This window comes from Hymenobacter sp. 5516J-16 (genome assembly GCF_022919335.1).
GTDB lineage: Bacteria > Bacteroidota > Bacteroidia > Cytophagales > Hymenobacteraceae > Hymenobacter > Hymenobacter sublimis.
In genome coordinates this window covers 4,247,699-4,263,296 of the sequence record NZ_CP095058.1, presented here as the reverse complement: position 1 = coordinate 4,263,296, position 15,598 = coordinate 4,247,699, and the positions used below count along the sequence as shown (strand labels likewise).

Here is a 15,598-nt window from a genome sequence, read left to right as displayed (position 1 = left end):
AAATCCGCCCCGGAAAATTCCTTCCCAAAGCGGATTTCGTGTCTTAAAACGGGAAACCTGGTGGCTTAGTTGTGGCCCAGCATCATCTGGCGGATGTACTTGACGGGGGCGCTGCCGTAGCTCAGGAACTGCTCGTGAAAGGCTTTTAGGTCGAAGCTCTTGCCCTGCTGCTTTTTCAGTTCCTGGCGCAAATCATAGATTTCAGTGGAGCCGGTGAAGTAGCTACTTAGCTGCACCTGGCTGAGGGTAGCGCGGCGCCACTTGTTGCGGGCCTCGGCCTCCTCCTGAAATCCGTCGCGCTGGAGCAGGGCCACGGCTTGGGCCTCGGTGATGCTGCCCGCCTGTACCTCGTGGTCGAGGATGGCGTTCAGGGTCACGCGCATGTTCCACTTGTCCCACATCAGCCAGATTTCGTCGGTGTTGCCCCCGTAGCCGCTTTCCAGCATCATGCGTTCGGTGTACACGGCCCAGCCCTCAATCATGGCCCCGTTGCCGAAGATGGATTTTACCAGCGAGGGCGAGCGGTTGGCGTACACCAACTGGGTGTAGTGGCCCGGTATAGCCTCGTGGATGTTCAGAATCTGGAGGGTGTACTGGTTGTACTCGCGCAGGTAGCTTTCGGCCTGGGCCGCAGACTGCCCATCGAGGGGCTCCACGTTGTAGTAGGTGTTAGCGGCCTTATCGTAGGGCCGGGGGCCGAAATGCTGGCGCCCGCTCCGCTGCCGCGCATGTACAGGGGCGTTTCGCGCACCACTAGGGGCTTGGTGGGGTCCTGGGTCAGCAGCTTATGGTCATCGACCCACTTCACCAGGGTAGGCATCTGGTCTTTCACGGCTTGCACAAAACCGGCGGGGGTAGCGTGCTTTTCCGACAGCTTGCTGATGACTTGCTTAATTAGGGCCACCGAATCAGCAGGCATAGTTTGGCCAGGGAAGTACTTGGGCCAGAGGCGAGTAGCCCGGCGGCCCATGTCGTGGAGGAGTTCCTGGCGGTGCTGCTGGGCCTTCCGGTACACCTGGTCGGCGGAATACGTGGACTGAATATCCAGCGCAAACTTGCGGTCAAACAGGGGCTTACCGATGCGGAAGGAGCGGAACTTGCCGGCCGGCAGCACCTCCTGCTGCAGGAAGCGCACGTAGCCTTCCATCACGAGGCGGGTGGTAGCAATGCGCCCCTGTAAGTCCTTTTTCTCCTGGGCCGAAAGCCCCGACTTTGCCACCGAATCTTGCAGGGCCGGCCCGAATACGGCCAGCCCGCCCTGGGTTTGCAGAATGGCTAGGTTGGTATGCTCGCGGGTAGGCGTTTGGATGTTCTGCTTGGCGGCCTCGTAGTAGTCGGCGGCGCGGCTGATTTTGGTGCTGATGGCGCGCAGGCGGCGGTCGAGGGGGTGGTAGCGCCCGTTCAGGATTTCAGCCACCGAGGAGCCCAGGTTGTAGCCCGCCGGGTTCCACTGCCAGTCGCGCAGGGTATCGGCGTAGAAGCGGGCCGAGGCCAGGTAGTTCTGCAGCAGGCGGTAGTCGGTCTGGTTGTTCACCGACAGATCCTCCACCTTAAAGATTTCCATTTCCTTGCGCCGGCGGGCCAGGGCGGCGGCTTCCGTCTGGCGGCGGCCCGCCGAGGGAATTACCAGTAGCGAGTCGTAGCGGTGGTAGCCGGCGCCGGAGGCCCACTCGGGGTTGTAGTACCACAGGGAGTCAATAAAGCGCTGTTTGTACCGGTCGAAGTCGGCATCCACGGTTTCGGGCGTGCCGGAGGTGGGCTTGGTGTTGGAATTGCAGGCGCTGAAGGCCGTTAGGCCCGCCACGGCCGCCGCCAGCACCAGCCGGGAAGCGTAAGGGTGCGTCATAAATTAAAAGAGAGGAGGTAGTTCAGGTGCCAAGGTAGCGCACAAGGACGCGGGAACCGCAGCCGGCGTTGCGCTGCGGGAAGCAGTGCCCAAGGCCGTTGCCCCTTTTTGTCCGCCCAGCACTACCCTGCAACGACACTTGCTTCTTGCCAGCAAACCTATTTCTGGGTAGGCACCCCGCTGGCGCGTATATTTCCTCTCCCATTTGCGCCTCACTCTCTCCTTCCCATGAAAAAATCTACCAACAGCCGCCGCCGCTTTCTGCACACCCTTGGGTTTGGGCTGGCTGGCAGCGCCCTGCTTACGGCCTGCGCCCGCGCCAGCACGGGTGCTGCGGCTGCGGCTAATAGCTACCTCGTGTACGTGGGCACGTACGGCCCGGCTGACCAAGACAACATCTGGCTGTATCGGTTGGAGCCGGCCACCGGGGCCTTGACGCGGGTAACGGGGCCCGGGGCGGAGCCAGCCCCTCCTTCCTGACTGTGGACGCCAAGCACCGCACCCTTTATGCCGTGAATGAGGTGGACAATTACGAGGGCACGCCCAACGGCGGCGTCAGTGCCTTTGCCATCGACCAGCAGCGCGGCGGCCTGACGCTGCTAAACCAGCAGGCTTCGGGCGGCACTATTCCGTGCTACATCAGCCTGGACAAGCAAGGGCGGCACGCGCTGGTGGCGAATTACGGCAATGGCACGGTGGCGGCCCTACCCCTCGGGGAAGGTGGCAAGTTGCAGCCGGCTTCTTCCATAGACCAGCATACGGGCCACGGCCCCCACAAGAACCAGGCAAACGCCCGCGGCCACTGCATGCTCCCCGACCCAGCTGGCAAGTACTTTTTCGCCGTGGATTTGGGCAATGATACCGTGTACGGCTACACCTTGGCGGCCGACGGCCAGTTGCAGCGCCTGCCTACCCCGGCCCACCAGGCTAAGCCCGGCGCCGGGCCCCGCATCCTCACCTTTCATCCCAGCAAGCCGCTGGCCTACCTCATCAACGAGCTGGACTCCACCATGACGGCTCTGGCCTACGACGCCAGCCGGGGCAATTTCCGCGAAATCCAGACCATACCCACGCTGCCCGCCGGCTTTACGGAGTGGAATGCCTGCGCCGATGTGCATGTGTCGCCCAACGGCAAGTTTCTTTACGGCTCCAACCGCGGCCACAACAGCCTAGTGGTGTACGCCATCGACCCCAGCAGCGGCCGCCTGAGTTTGGTGGAGCACGTGATGCTACCCGGCAAAACACCCCGCAGCTTTGCTCTCGACCCTACCGGCCGGGTGGTGCTAGTTGCCCATCAGCAGTCGAATACGGTAGTTACTTACTTTGCCGATGCCCGCACCGGCCGCCTTACGCCCACCGGCGTCAGCGTGGACCTGGCGGCTCCCGTGTGCCTGCAGGTCTACCCCGACTTTTTGCGCGGGTAGCCAAGAGTTGGCTAGGCGGGGTAATCGTATAATCCAGAGGCAGCCTGGGTGCTGATTAGGGGGTACTACCTACCATCAAGCGGCGGATTAGAGCTAAGGCTAGTTTCTATATCTATGTTTTCTCGTCCGCGTCTCGCTGAGCTGGCACGGTAGCAGTATCAGACATGAGCACGCGAGATGCTTCGCTTTCGCCTCTGCATGACGTTCTTTTCTTAATATACTAGCTATATGCCCTGAGGTTGAAGATGGTACTATTTCGGCTGGCTTGACGTTTGCTTAGCGGCATTTAGTCGTGTGACTCGACAAGCTGGCCTACCCTTCTTTCTTCCGCTGCTTTTTATGAAACGTTTCGGCGGCCTAGCCCTACTGGCCCTCCTCCCATTTTCCCTACCCGCTCAGCAAGCTGGCTCGGTGCAGCGCCTAGATGAGAGCAACGGCTTTCGGGGCCTGCACTTTGGGGCTCCCCTAACGGAGGCCCTGCACCTGCGACTCGTCCGGGACGGCGGCGACGAAAAGATTTATGAGCGCACCGACGAGGATTTGCGGCTGGGTTCGTTTTCGGCCACTCGCATTCACTACAAGTTTTTCCGCGGACAATTTGCCGCCGTTACCATCATTGTGAAAGGGGCCGACCATGCCCCGCGCGTACTGCCTGCGTTTCAGAAAGTGTACGGGCCGGGCCGTGTGGAAGGCTTTAGCTGCAAGTGGCAGGGCCGACAGGTGGCCCTCTCCTGCGCCTCCTGGAGCGAGGACAACGCCATTCTGGCCATGTCCAGCTTACCCCTTACGGCCCAAATGAAACAGGCCAAGAGCGGAAAATAAGCTCCTACTCGGCCAGCAGCGTAGCGCACTGACTGGCAATTTCCAGCTCCTCGTTAGTGGGCACTACTAGCACCTTTACGCGGGCACCCGGCTGGCTTATTTCCCGGATGCCAGGGCGGCGCTGCTGGTTCTCCTGCTCGTTCAGCTCAATGCCCAGAAACTCCAGCCCCTCGCAGGCTTTGCGACGCACCAGCGCGTCGTTTTCACCTACTCCAGCCGTAAATACTACTGCATCTAGCCCGCCCAGCGCGGCCGCGTAGGCCCCAATGTATTTGCGGATGCGGTAGGTGTAGAGGTCGTAGGCCAGGGTAGCGCGGGCGTCGCCTTGGTCCAGGGCTTTGGTGATGTCGCGCATGTCGCTGAGGCCCGTTAGGCCCAGCATGCCGCTTTCTTTGTTCAGCAGGGTGCTGATTTGCTCGGCTGTGTAGCCCAGCTGGCCCATCAAGTGCAAAACCACCGAGGGGTCCAGGTCGCCGGTGCGGGTGCCCATTATCAGCCCGGTTAGGGGGCCGAAGCCCATGCTGGTATCGAGGCAGCGGCCCGCGTGCACGGCGGCGGCGCTGCAGCCGTTGCCCAGGTGCAGGGTAACGAGGCGGGCATCGGGGCGGCCCAGGTAGGTAGCGGCCTGCGCGGCTACGTACTGGTGGCTGGTGCCGTGGAAACCGTATACCCGCACCCGTTCCTCGGTGTAGAGCTTCTCAGGCAGGGCGTAGCGGAAGGCGTGCTCCGGCAGGGTCTGGTGAAACGCAGTGTCGAAAACAGCTATCTGGCGAGCTTGGGGGAAGATACGCTCGGCCACTTCGATGCCCAGCAGATTGGCCGGGTTGTGCAAGGGGGCTAGGGCAAATAAGCGGCGGATTTCAGCCTTTACTTCTTCGTTTATCTGGGTGGTAGCCGCGAAACTCTCCCCGCCGTGCACAACCCGGTGGCCCACTACCTCCACCTCCGCCGGGTCGCGGAGTACGCCGTGCTCTGCATCGGTTAGCAGGGCCACTACCTGGCGCAGGCCGGCTTCGTGGTCGGGCAGGTGTAGGGTGCGGCGGGCTTGCTGGGGTGTCTGCGTGGTAAATACGTTGTGGGTAATGGTGGCATTGGGGTAGCCAATACGCTCTACTAGCCCGCTGCACACCGGTTGCTGAACCGGCCACCGGAAAAGCTGATACTTAATGGAAGAGCTACCGGAGTTTACAACGAAGATGTTCATAGCGGAGAGAAAGACGGAAAGTCAGCCCATGCATGACTACGCCTGTAACAGGCTCATCGTGTGGGAAGAAGCGTAGGATGGTTGACGGCGCAGAAATAAAATCGTTGTCCTCCTCATACTCGTCCAATGCCGAGCCGCGGCCCTGCGCGTGCAGGCACCAGCATAACCGGCATTCGCGCGCTGCTTGCAGATGCTCTAGGCTTTGCTAGGCCGCATTTTCTTCACTAGCCTTACCACCTGATCAATAAGGAAGCCCAGGATAAGGCCGCCGATACCACAGGCCAGTACTTTGGCCAGCCAGGCCAGGGCCGGCACGTTGGCTAACGCATGTTCCAAGTCGTGGAGCAAGTGGCTGGTGAAAGGAATACCGTGGGCAATAATTTCGGCCCCTACCCACAGCATAGCGGCCGTACCTACGTAGCTCAGAATACGCAGGAAGCTGGGCATAAACTTGACGATGCCGCGCCCAAATTTCTGGGTGGCGGGGCCATAGGTGTTACCAGCCAAGTGCAGACCGATGTCGTCCGCTTTTACAATCAGACCCACAAAGCCGTACACGGCCACGGTGATAAACACCGCCACGGCCAGCATCACGATAATCTGATTGACAATCGGTTGGCCGGTTACCTGGCTGTAAGCAATGGCCATAATCTCGGCCGATAGAATGATGTCGGTTCTCACGGCGCCCGTCACCCGCTCCTTCTCCAGTTCCTCCGGGGTAATGGCTTTCACCTGCTCACTTTCCGGATGCACCTCGTGGTGCTTGCTGAACATGGAATGCACCTTCTCATAACCCTCAAAGCATAAGTACGCCCCGCCCAGCATCAGAATGGGCGTAATGGCCCAGGGAGCGAAATACCCCAGCACCAGGGCCGCCGGACTTAAAATCAGGATTTTATTAATGAGGGATTTCTTGGCAATCTGGTAGATGATGGACAGCTCCCGGGAGGGGTCCAGGCCCACCACGTATTTGGGCGTCACGGCCGTGTCATCTATCACGATGCCAGACACCTTGCCGGTAGTTTTGGCTACTTGCGCCGGCACATCGTCGAGGCTGGCCGCGCTGACTTTCACCAAAGCCGAAATATCATCTAGTAAAGCAAAAAGTCCTGAAGGCATAGGTTGGGGTGGTGCGCTGTTTCTGTGTTAGAAAATGGTGTACTTCTTTCTCGTTTTACCAGGCTGCAAGCTACAAGGAAAGTAAACGAGGCCGCCGCATTTTAGCTCCTGCTACTACCCGGAACCCTGTTTGCTACCCCTGCTGACTCTGGATGGCCGTGATGATGACCGTGTTGTACACGTCGTCGACGGTGCAGCCGCGGCTGAGGTCGTTGACGGGCTTGTTGAGGCCTTGTAGCACGGGCCCGATGGCCAGAGCCCCGGTTTCGCGCTGCACGGCTTTGTAGGTGTTGTTGCCGGTGTTCAGGTCGGGGAAGATGAGGACGCTGGCCTGGCCGGCTACTTCCGAGTCGGGCAGCTTCTGGCGGCCCACGATGGGGTCCACGGCGGCGTCGTACTGGATGGGGCCGTCCACTTTGAGGTCGGGGCGGAGCTGGCGGACCAGCTCGGTGGCCTGGCGCACCTTCTCCACATCAGCCCCCGCCCCGACGTGCCCGAAGAATAGGACAGCATGGCAATGCGGGGCTCAATACCGAAGGCTTGGCTGCTTTCGGCCGAGGAAATGGCAATTTCCGCCAGCTGCTCGGCCGTGGGGTTGGGGTTTACGGCGCAGTCGCCGAACACGGCCACCCGGTCGGGCAGGCACATGAAGAACACCGACGACACCACCGACACGCCCGGCTTGGTTTTGATGAACTGCAGGGCCGGCCGAATGGTGTGCTGGGTAGTGTGCACCGCCCCCGACACCATGCCGTCGGCGTGGCCCTGGTGCACCATCATGCTCCCGAAGTACGACACGTCGCGCATCATGTCCCGGGCCATGTCCTCGTTCACGCCCTTGCTGCGGCGCAGCTCATAAAAGGCCTGCACGTAGCCGGGGTAGTAGCTGGAGTTTACCGGGTCTAGCACCTGCAGGTGCTCGCCTACTGGCAAATGCAAACCCAGGCGCTTGGCCGACGCCGCTACCTCCTGGGGGTTGCCCAGAATGGTTAGGTTCACGATGTCCTGATGCAGGAGCTGGGCCGCGGCGCGCAAAATCCGGTCGTCGTTGCCTTCGGGCAGCACAATGTGCTGGCGCTTGCGCTTGGCCCACTGCAGCAGGCGGTACTGGAACATGTGGGGCGTGATGCCCTCGGGCTGATAGCGAGCCAGACGCTCCTGCAGGGCGCGTACGTCCACGTACCGCTCAAACGTCTGAATAGCCAGCTGGATTTTCTGCGGATTATCGGGCGAGATGCGCGACTTGATGGCCCCTACCCGGGTGCTCGTCTCGAAGGTGCCGGTGGGCACGGCCAAGATGGGCACCACCGTTTGCAGGCCTTCAATCAGGCGGCGCACGGGCTCCTCCGGCTCCGAGCCGGCCGTCAGCACAATGCCAGCCACGCGGGGGTAGCTGGCCGAGAGGTTGGCTTGCAGGGCCCCAATGATGATGTCGCCCCGGTCGCCGGGGGTTACGATGAGCACGTTTTCCTTGAGGTAGTTCAGGAAGTTGGGCAGCTGCATGGCCCCTATCACGTAGTTATCGACCTGGTTGCCCAGCTCGGCCTCGCCCAGCAGCAGCTTGCCGCCCAGCCCCTCCTGAATTTCGCGCATGGTGGGGTGTAGCAGGTTCACATCCTCGGGAATGACGGCCAGCAGCACTTCCTCCGGCAGCTGGGTGCGCAGCAGCTCACGCACGTCCGCTACCTGTTCGGGCCGAATGCGGTTGGCCACCGCGGCCAGCACCTGCACTTCCCGGGCCTCGAAGCTGCGCAGCACCGTCAGCACCGTGCTGACCACCTGAGCCGTGGTTTTGCCCTCGCCCGACACCACCATGAGCACGGGTACACCCAGATTTTTGGCAATGGAAACGTTGGCATCGAACTCAAACGCGGTGCCGGGGCCCACAAAGTCGCTGCCTTCCACCACCGTAAAATCGTACTGCTCCTCCAGCTGCTTGTACTTGTGAATGACGGTGTCGATCAGCTCGCCCTGGGCATCGGACTCCAGCAGGCGCAAGGCTTCGGGGCGGGTGTAGGCGAAGGTATCCTCGTAGGCCAGGGGTAGCTTGAAGTAGCTGAGCACGGTAGCAATGTGCGGGTCCTGGGGCTGGTCGCCGGCAATGATGGGCTTGAAGTAGCCGACCCGTTGGGCCTGGCCCAGCAGCAGATTCACCAGGCCCAAGGCCAGCAAGGACTTGCCGCTGTAGGGCTCAGCCGAGGCAATAAAGACGGTTTTGGTCATACCCGTTGTCGTTGGTAGCAGATGCGGCAGCACGGCGGAAGAAGCCAGGGTCGCAGGGAAGTACTGCCTACGCAAGTGCATCGGGCAAGGATAAAAAGGCGGCGGCTTGGAGCTACAATTTTCGCCACAGCCGCGGCCGGTGCGGCCACCACGCAGTCAGCCCAGCACGTGCCAACCGCTACTTCAGCCGCTTGATTTTAGCGCTACGGGCACCCGCAGCAAGTGGTTAGCGCGGCAAATACACCGAAAAAGTGGAGCCCTCCCCTACCGCGCTGACTACCTCAATTCGTCCGCCGGCGTTTTCCACCATTTTCTTGACCATGTACAAGCCGATGCCCGAACCCTCCACGTGGGCATGGTAGCGGCGAAACATGACGAACAGCTTCTGTCCGTTGGCCAGATCTAGGCCCAGGCCATTGTCCTGCACTTCCAGCACCAGAAACTGCTGCTCGGTTCGGCACCGCACCTGCACCCGGGGTACTCGCCCAGGGTGGCGGTACTTCACGGCGTTGCTGATGAGGTTATAGACCACAGAGCGCAGGTTTTTCTCGGAGAAGGCCACCAAGGGGCACTCCTCCACGTGTACCTCTAGTTGGGCACCCGTGTCTTGCAGCAGGGGAGCCAGGTCCAGAAGCACACCTTCCAGCACCGGGGCTAAAGCTACCTGGGTGGCCGGTTGGGCGTATTCCTGCTGAAGACGGGCTACATCGGTGAGCTGGGCAATGGTGGTTTTGAAGCGCTCCACGGAGCCGTACATCAAGGCCAGAATCTGGGCTACCTCTGGCGCGCCGGGCGCCGGAGACAGGCTACCCTGCAAGGCGTTCAGTAGTCCTTCAATGTTAAGAATGGGAGCTTTCAGATCGTGGGAGGCCGTGTAAATGAAGTTATCCAGGTCCACGTTGGTGCGCTTGAGTTGCCGGTTGGTTTCCAGCAGGTCCTGGTTGCGAGCTTCCAGTTTTGCATTGGTCACCTCCAACTCATCTGACAGAAACTGGAGCTGTTGCGCGGCCACTTTGCGCTCGGTTATTTCAGTTATTACCCCGGCCATACGCACAGGCGTGCCGCTTTCATCGTAAAAAACTTTGCCCCGCACTTCCACCCAACGCCGCTGCTGGTCCACGCGCACAATCTGCACCTCAAGCTGCAGGCTGCCCGTTCGGCGGGCTTCCAGGGAAGCCGCCTCCAGCAATTCCTGCTGCTCCGGCACTACGTGGCTCCGAAACCGGTCTGCCCCCACTCTGGCTGCGGCTCGGTATAGCCAAACAGCTGGTCGTGCTGCAAGGACCGCTCGGAGGTGTTGGTGCGCAGGTCCAGGTGCCAGGTGCCCATCTGGCCCGCCGTGAGGGCCAGTTGCAGCAGTTCCTGGCTGCGCTCCACCTCCCGGCGGGCCAGCACCTTGTCGGTAGCATCTACAATAAAGGCTAGAATGCCCTGCGTTTTGCCCTCAGCCGTCACCAGGGGCTGATACACGAAGTCGATGTACTGCTGCCGTGATGTGTTGCTGGCCGGGTTGCGCAGTTGCACGGGCACCTCAATTCCCACGTAGGGCTCACCCGTGCTGTACACTCTATCAAGCAGGTGCACAAAGCCCTGGCTGCCTATTTCGGGTATAGCTTCCGAAACGGGCAGGCCATACTGGGCCCGCTGCCCAGACAACACGTGGTAGCTGCTGTTGAAAAAGGTGTACCGGTGTTCGGGGCCGGTAAGGGTAGCAATGGAGGCGGGTACTTGGCTGAGAATGTGCTGAAGCAACACTTTTTGCTGCTCCAGCAGCTGGCCCTGCTGCTCCGCTTTCCGCAGAGCCGCTGCTACCTGGGTCGTGCGCTTCTGAATGCGGGCTTCCAGCTCCTGGTTCAGGTTGCGCAATTCGCGCTGGGTCTGCACCAGTTCTACGTTGGTAAGGCTGTACTCCTCATTCGCTACTTGCAGTTCTTCGTTGATAATTGCCTGCTCCTGATTTAGCTGCTCCACCTGTTGGCGGGCCTGCACCTGCTCGGTCACGTCGTAGGCAAAGTTCAGCAGGCCATAGATGCTACCCTCCGCATCGCGCAGGGCCTGGAAGAACACGTTGAAATAGCGCTTCTGCAGCTGGCCTGAATTTGTAAAATCAACCCAGGTTTCCTGCTCCTGATTGTAATAGGGCTTTCCAGTTCGGTACACGCGAGTAAGCTCCTCATATACGCCCTGACTTTTAAGCTCGGGCAGGGCCACGCTCAGGGGCAGGCCCAGTATCGTGCGCTCCGGAAACAGCTGCTGGTAATATGGATTCACCAAGTCATACACCATGTTGGGGCCAACGTATATGGCTATGCACACGGGCAGCTGCATGAGCATATCGTGGAGGCGCTGGCGCTGGGTTTCGGCTTCGGCCCGGGCCTGCCGCTCCCGCGCGTGACTTTCGCGCAGGGTTTGCTCCACGTTGCTGCGGTCTTGGTCGGCGGTATCCGTGAAGCTAACCACCAGCAGCTGACCACTGCGCCGAGCTGCCAGGTGAAAAAAGTTGTCCAGCCGGTCGGCCTGATAATTAACATCAAAGCGTTCGGCCCCTTCGTTCTGGAAGGCCTGGCAGTAATATGCAAACACGCCGTTGTGCCGGGAGTGTGGATACTGGGCAAGCAGGGTCCAGCCAGCGTGCTCCGGTAGCTCCAGCATGCGCTGGGCCGCCGGATTCAACCGTACGCACTGGAAATCAATGATTTCTTGACTATCAGGGGCGTACACTGGCTGATAAAACAGTACGCCCGTCAGCGACACGAACAGCACATCGGCGAGCAGTTCCGAGGCCGAAGACAGCGCGGGGGCCGGGAAGGGAGGGGTAGCTGGCATAGGGCAGGCAGGCGTAACTGGAATAATATCTGCAAGTTCACAGAACCCGCAGGGAATCCAACCGGCGCGGCCGTTAGTTGCCCACAAACGGCCGCGGGACGCCCATCAGGCCCGGCATGGAAAGCTCGGGTTCTGCACTACATTCGTTGTCTAGTTCGTACCGCTGCCCATGTTTTCACGTCCCGCTCCTTTGTTGTTTTCCGTCCTGCTGCTCAGCCTCAGTACCCTGGGCTGCTCCCAAAACCCGCCCGAAACGGCCCGCACTGCGCCGGCCAAGTCATCAGCCTCTCAGCCTACCCAGTCGGGGGCAGGACGGATTACCGAAACGTTTGAAACGGCTGAAAAAGGAGCCTACGCGGCCGCTGATGAAACGCTGGCCTCCGGCTCCTGGCATTTCGAGGATGCCCTAATCGGCTCCTCCGACCAGGATCATAAGAGTGGACAGCGTGCGGCCCGCCTGCGCGGGCAGGGCCGGCTGCGCATGAACTTTGATGCGCCCGGCGGCGTGCAAACCATCCGTATCAAAAGTGCCGCCTACGGCGACGACCCGGCCAGCACCTGGGAGCTGTGGGGCAGCCTCGACCGAGGCCGCACGTTCCGGCGCATTGGGCAGCCGGTGCGGGCGCAGGGGCCACGGCTCATCGTGACGACGTTTCAGGGAGGAGCCGCCGGCCCGTTGCGCCTGGAAATTCGCAAGACCGATGGCGGCTCGGGCCGCCTGAACATCGACGACATTGCCCTAGAAGCAGCCGGCGGCGCGGTTGCTGGCGGGGCAGGTGGCCCCGTTACCCCGGCCCTTCCCCCCAGCGCCCAGCCCAGCCCAAGCCGTAGTTACGGGCCGCGACGATAACATGGCCCTGGGCAACCCCAGCGGCGCTACCCCAAACGTAAACACGCCTACCAACTACCTGCTCAGTAAGCCCCAGTTCGCCGTGGGCTACAACGCCCAGCGCGGCACGCCCACCTGGGTAAGCTGGCACCTGAACCGGGCCTGGATGGGCGCAGCCCCGCGCCAGGACGACTTCCGCCCCGACCCGGCCCTGCCCCGGCAGTTTTACCAGGTCACGCGCAACTCTTACGCCGGCTCCGGCTTCGACAAAGGCCACAACTGCCCCAGCGCCGACCGCACCACGGACCTGGACGACAACTCGGCTACCTTCCTGATGACCAACATGATTCCGCAGGCTGGCAACAACAACCAGCGCACTTGGAGCGCCCTGGAAGAGTGGGGCCGCGACCAGGTGCGCCAGGGCCAGGAAATCTACGTTATCATGGGTAGTTATGGCAAGGGAGGCACCGGTCAGAATGGTAAAATGACGACCCTCGACCAGGGCCGGGTAACGGTGCCCGCCCGCATCTGGAAGGTGCTGGTGCTACTACCGGAAGGCAGCAACGACCTGCAGCGCATTGCCGCCGGCCAGGCCCGCATTGTGGCCGTGGATACACCCAACGACCAATCCATAAGCCCCGACTGGAGCCGGTACCGCGTGAGCGTAGATGCCATTGAGGCCGCCTCTGGCCTGGATTTACTAAGCAAGCTTCCGCTACCCGTGCAGGAACAGCTGGAGGCGCGGGTTGATACGGGCCCCGTGCGGTAGCTCAGGGCAGCCGCAACCTCCGCAGCAACCTCTGGGGTAGGCGGGCGTACATACAGGCAGCTGAAGCCAAGAGGGTTTCCGCAATTGTGCTGATCTTTACGGCGACGCTTCCCACCGCGCCTATTCACTTTTCTTGGTGCATTCCCACCCATTATGCCTTTGCCGGGGCGTAATGGGTGTTTTTTTGACTTACCAGCGGCCTCCTTTTCTATGCTTGCTCAACCCCTTACATCACCCCTGCTCCGACCCCGCCGCACGCACCGCCTGGCCGTAAGCGCCGCGTTTCTGCTGCAGGGGCTGTGCTTTTCTACGTGGGCGGCGCGCATTCCTACCGTGCAGCAGCAGCTAGGCCTTTCCGATACCGAGCTGGGAGGCGTCCTGCTGGCCGTACCGGTGGGGTCTATGGCCTCGCTGCCGCTGTCGGGCTGGCTGGTGGCTCGCTTCGGTAGCCGCCTACTTACGGTGCTGGGCCTGTTTCTGTACGCGGCGTTTTTGCCTCTGCTGGGACTGGCTACTACCACCCCGCAACTCATGGGGGCGCTGGTCTTGTTCGGGCTGGCTAGCAACATGGCCAACATCAGCATCAATACCCAGGCCGTGGGCGTGGAGGCCCTCTACGGCAAGTCCATCATGGCTTCTTTCCACGGCTTGTGGAGCCTGGCAGGCTTCGCCGGCGCGGCGCTGGGCACCTTCATGATTAGCAACACCATTGCACCCCTCCCCCATTTTCTGCTCGTGGCGGCTGTGGTAATCGGTAGTGTATTTCTGACCCGCCCCTACCTGCTGCCCGCCGACGCGCCCGGGAAGCGGACGCCCCAATATTTGTACTTCCCGATAAATCGTTGCTGCTGCTGGGCGTGTTGGCTTTCTGCTCCTTGCTCTGCGAAGGAACCATGTTCGATTGGAGTGGGGTGTACTTCCGCAAGGTTGTGCAGGCGGATAAAGACTTGGTGGGCGTGGGGTTTGCCGCCTTCATGAGCACTATGGCGGCAGGCCGCTTCGTAGCCGACTGGTTTGCGGACCGCTTCGGCCGCCGGCGCACGCTGGTGCTGAGTGGTTTGCTGGAAGCCACTGGCCTGCTCATTGCCGTGGCTTTCCCCGGCGTTATTCCTGCTACGCTGGGCTTTATGCTGGTAGGGCTGGGCGTATCGTCGGTGGTGCCGCTGGTGTACGGGGCAGCGGGCCGTTCTACTACTATGTCGCCGGGCGTAGCGCTGGCGGCGGTTTCTACGGTTGGGTTTGCTGGCTTCCTGCTCGGCCCACCCGTTATTGGATTAGTAGCCGGCGTCACCGACTTGCGGGTATCCTTTGCCTTGATTGCCCTGATGGGCGTAGCAGTAGCGGCCCTGGCCCGCCGCTCGGCCGTCGACTAATGCTTGGTGCAGGCTTCGAGGGTAAAACACCAGCGGCCAGCCCTTACCAGGCTGGCCGCTAATCTTGTGCAGCGTGCCATACTAGGGAGGCACCAGCCTTTTACGCTCGATTAGGTTTCTGTCAGTACGGTTTTAAAGCCCGCCAGCTTACCGCCGTCGGCCTCGCCCAGCACCAGCACCGGCACCTGCGGACCGCTGCCAAAACGGTAAACCTGCACGTTGTTCAGTTCCTGCTTCAAGTACATCTGCAGGGCTTTAAAGCGGTTGGCCAGCTCAGGGTTACCTAGCACGCCGTTGTCGGCGGTGTGGTTGCGCAGGAAGTAGGTTAACTCCTGCTTTTCCACTTGGGTAGCAGCGGGCACACCGGCCAGCGTAGCCAAGGCCGCATCCGTTAGGGCACCGGCCGGCGCGGGGTAGCTCACGGCCTCCAGAGGCGCCTCCGATTCGCTCATGTATTCGAGGCCTTGGGTTAGCTGCTGGAGCTGGTGCAGGGTAGCATCGGAGGTAGCAGCAGGAGCAGCGGCATCGTTGGCTTCGTTGGCTTCGGTGGTTGCGTGGCGGGCTTGGCTGGTGAGGGTGGCCGTAGCGGTGGAGCTATTTGCACCGCTGCCGGGCACTTGGGCGGCAATGGCGGCGGCCAGCTCCTGCATGCGCGCATCGGCTACCTTTATCTTGGGGTTGGCAAAGTTCATGTCCGCCACCTGCTTCATCGGAATCAGATGAATGTGGGCGTGGGGCACTTCCAGCCCAATTACCGCCACTCCAATCCGCTTGCAGGGCACGGCCGCTTTCACGCCTTTGGCCACGCGCTGGGCAAACTGGTGCAGGGCCGCCAGTTCGGCGGGTGGCAAATCAAAAATGTAGTCGACTTCCTTTTTCGGTATTACCAGCGTGTGGCCTTCCACCAGTGGGGTGATGTCCAGAAACGCCAGGTGCTGGTCGTCCTCGGCAACTTTGTAGGCGGGCAGCTCGCCCGACACGATACGGGAGAAAATAGAAGGCATAGAGGAAGGTAGTGAGTGGTGAAGTTGCGAAGTTGTGGAAACCACGGCAGTGCCGCGTGGCGCCTCAAAGTACGCGGCAAAACGCAAAAGGGCGAAGCCGACTGGCTTCGCCCTTTTGTTGAGTTCATGAAAATCACGAACTCACCATTTCACAAGGTC

The 15,598-nt window shown here is 61.2% G+C and carries 12 protein-coding genes and 2 pseudogenes; 7 read left to right on the top strand and 7 right to left on the bottom strand.

The features are described 5' to 3' along the window. Nucleotides 1-65 precede the first annotated feature (65 nt). Nucleotides 66-1,846: pseudogene (locus tag MUN84_RS21095) on the bottom strand (DUF885 domain-containing protein). A gap of 228 nt (nt 1,847-2,074) precedes the next feature. On the opposite strand from MUN84_RS21095, the gene MUN84_RS21090 reads away from it, so the two are divergent. From MUN84_RS21090 to MUN84_RS21080, 3 genes are all read left to right on the top strand, one after another. Then, entirely contained in the window at nt 2,075-2,326 is a 252-nt protein-coding gene (locus MUN84_RS21090; protein WP_244695871.1) for a hypothetical protein, read from the top strand. A 2-nt stretch (nt 2,327-2,328) separates the two neighbouring features. After that, nucleotides 2,329-3,270 carry a lactonase family protein gene (locus MUN84_RS21085; RefSeq protein ID WP_244695870.1) on the top strand — a complete coding sequence of 314 codons (942 nt, stop codon included), beginning with the start codon at nt 2,329-2,331 and terminating at the stop codon, nt 3,268-3,270. A gap of 339 nt (nt 3,271-3,609) precedes the next feature. Next, nucleotides 3,610-4,092, top strand: coding sequence for a hypothetical protein (locus MUN84_RS21080; RefSeq protein ID WP_244695869.1), 483 nt, complete (start codon nt 3,610-3,612; stop codon nt 4,090-4,092). A gap of 4 nt (nt 4,093-4,096) precedes the next feature. Here the strand turns inward: MUN84_RS21080 and MUN84_RS21075 are convergent, their stop codons facing one another. From MUN84_RS21075 to MUN84_RS21055, 5 genes and pseudogenes are all read right to left on the bottom strand, one after another. Beyond that, the gene (locus tag MUN84_RS21075; protein ID WP_244695868.1) at nt 4,097-5,296 is read right to left on the bottom strand and encodes an acetate/propionate family kinase; all 1,200 of its coding nucleotides are present in this window, start codon (nt 5,294-5,296) and stop codon (nt 4,097-4,099) included. 195 nt (nt 5,297-5,491) lie between these two features. Then, on the bottom strand, nt 5,492-6,415 hold the full coding sequence (locus tag MUN84_RS21070) for a DUF808 domain-containing protein (protein ID WP_244695867.1): 924 nt from the start codon (nt 6,413-6,415) through the stop codon (nt 5,492-5,494). A 133-nt stretch (nt 6,416-6,548) separates the two neighbouring features. Continuing rightward, nucleotides 6,549-8,638, bottom strand: a pseudogene (pta, locus tag MUN84_RS21065) (phosphate acetyltransferase). 226 nt (nt 8,639-8,864) lie between these two features. After that, nucleotides 8,865-9,875, bottom strand: coding sequence for a sensor histidine kinase (locus MUN84_RS21060; RefSeq protein WP_244695866.1), 1,011 nt, complete (start codon nt 9,873-9,875; stop codon nt 8,865-8,867). Beyond that, nucleotides 9,845-11,464: a PAS domain-containing protein gene (locus MUN84_RS21055; RefSeq protein WP_244695865.1), complete on the bottom strand. Its 1,620-nt coding sequence runs from the start codon at nt 11,462-11,464 to the stop codon at nt 9,845-9,847. Before MUN84_RS21055 ends, MUN84_RS21060 begins: the two co-directional genes overlap by 31 nt. A 169-nt stretch (nt 11,465-11,633) precedes the next feature. On the opposite strand from MUN84_RS21055, the gene MUN84_RS21050 reads away from it, so the two are divergent. From MUN84_RS21050 to MUN84_RS21035, 4 genes are all read left to right on the top strand, one after another. Continuing rightward, the gene (locus tag MUN84_RS21050) at nt 11,634-12,314 is read left to right on the top strand and encodes a hypothetical protein (RefSeq protein ID WP_244695864.1); all 681 of its coding nucleotides are present in this window, start codon (nt 11,634-11,636) and stop codon (nt 12,312-12,314) included. Beyond that, nucleotides 12,241-13,062 carry a DNA/RNA non-specific endonuclease gene (locus MUN84_RS21045; protein WP_244695863.1) on the top strand — a complete coding sequence of 274 codons (822 nt, stop codon included), beginning with the start codon at nt 12,241-12,243 and terminating at the stop codon, nt 13,060-13,062. Before MUN84_RS21050 ends, MUN84_RS21045 begins: the two co-directional genes overlap by 74 nt. Nucleotides 13,063-13,272: 210 nt before the next feature. After that, nucleotides 13,273-14,040 carry an MFS transporter gene (locus MUN84_RS21040; RefSeq protein ID WP_244695862.1) on the top strand — a complete coding sequence of 256 codons (768 nt, stop codon included), beginning with the start codon at nt 13,273-13,275 and terminating at the stop codon, nt 14,038-14,040. Beyond that, complete coding sequence (locus MUN84_RS21035) at nt 13,992-14,435, top strand: MFS transporter (protein ID WP_410780060.1); 444 nt, start codon at nt 13,992-13,994, stop codon at nt 14,433-14,435. The genes MUN84_RS21040 and MUN84_RS21035 overlap by 49 nt, the downstream gene beginning before the upstream one ends. Before the next feature lie 110 nt (nt 14,436-14,545). Here the strand turns inward: MUN84_RS21035 and MUN84_RS24250 are convergent, their stop codons facing one another. Beyond that, nucleotides 14,546-15,439: a nuclease A inhibitor family protein gene (locus MUN84_RS24250; protein ID WP_317239030.1), complete on the bottom strand. Its 894-nt coding sequence runs from the start codon at nt 15,437-15,439 to the stop codon at nt 14,546-14,548. Between the last annotated feature and the right edge of the window lie 159 nt (nt 15,440-15,598).

Coding starts and splice junctions, on each gene's coding strand:
- MUN84_RS21050 (WP_244695864.1), top strand. CDS start 11,634: ATGTTTTCACGTCCCGCTCCTTTGTTGTTTTCCGTCCTGCTGCTCAGC.
- MUN84_RS24250 (WP_317239030.1), bottom strand. CDS start 15,439: ATGCCTTCTATTTTCTCCCGTATCGTGTCGGGCGAGCTGCCCGCCTAC.
- MUN84_RS21055 (WP_244695865.1), bottom strand. CDS start 11,464: ATGCCAGCTACCCCTCCCTTCCCGGCCCCCGCGCTGTCTTCGGCCTCG.
- MUN84_RS21090 (WP_244695871.1), top strand. CDS start 2,075: ATGAAAAAATCTACCAACAGCCGCCGCCGCTTTCTGCACACCCTTGGG.
- MUN84_RS21040 (WP_244695862.1), top strand. CDS start 13,273: ATGCTTGCTCAACCCCTTACATCACCCCTGCTCCGACCCCGCCGCACG.
- MUN84_RS21075 (WP_244695868.1), bottom strand. CDS start 5,296: ATGAACATCTTCGTTGTAAACTCCGGTAGCTCTTCCATTAAGTATCAG.
- MUN84_RS21080 (WP_244695869.1), top strand. CDS start 3,610: ATGAAACGTTTCGGCGGCCTAGCCCTACTGGCCCTCCTCCCATTTTCC.
- MUN84_RS21070 (WP_244695867.1), bottom strand. CDS start 6,415: ATGCCTTCAGGACTTTTTGCTTTACTAGATGATATTTCGGCTTTGGTG.